This is a genomic window from Achromobacter sp. GbtcB20 (assembly GCF_019091095.1).
Classification (GTDB): Bacteria; Pseudomonadota; Gammaproteobacteria; order Burkholderiales; family Burkholderiaceae_B; genus Achromobacter; species Achromobacter mucicolens.
The window spans coordinates 1-285 of sequence record NZ_JAGXJZ010000474.1 but is presented as its reverse complement, the minus strand read 5'-3'; the positions used below and the strand labels follow the sequence as shown (position 1 = coordinate 285).

The window sequence follows — 285 nt, the reverse complement described above, 5'->3', positions numbered from 1 at the left end:
GTAGGCATCCATCTGCCAAAGCGCCAGGCTGGCACTACCGCTATGGCCGGCATCGGTTGCGAATTGGCCACCGAATGTAAAAGTGCGTCCACTATAGGCGGGTACGCTCACATCCTGGAAAAAACTTGATCCAGCAGGACAAGCACTCGTCCACGTGCCGCAATTGGTAGCCAAATATTGCGTCCCGTCCGGCGAGTTGTTCGGGAAGGGATAAACCGTATAGTTGGGAGCCGGCGATGCAGGAAGGCGCTGCCAATTCGTAACGGCGCCGGAACGCAGGTTGGC

1 protein-coding gene is annotated in these 285 nt (G+C 57.5%); it reads right to left on the bottom strand.

Annotated features, from left to right (window positions below):
- On the bottom strand, positions 1-285 hold a 285-nt coding region (locus KVT32_RS29820; RefSeq protein ID WP_217619399.1), incomplete at both ends, for a hypothetical protein.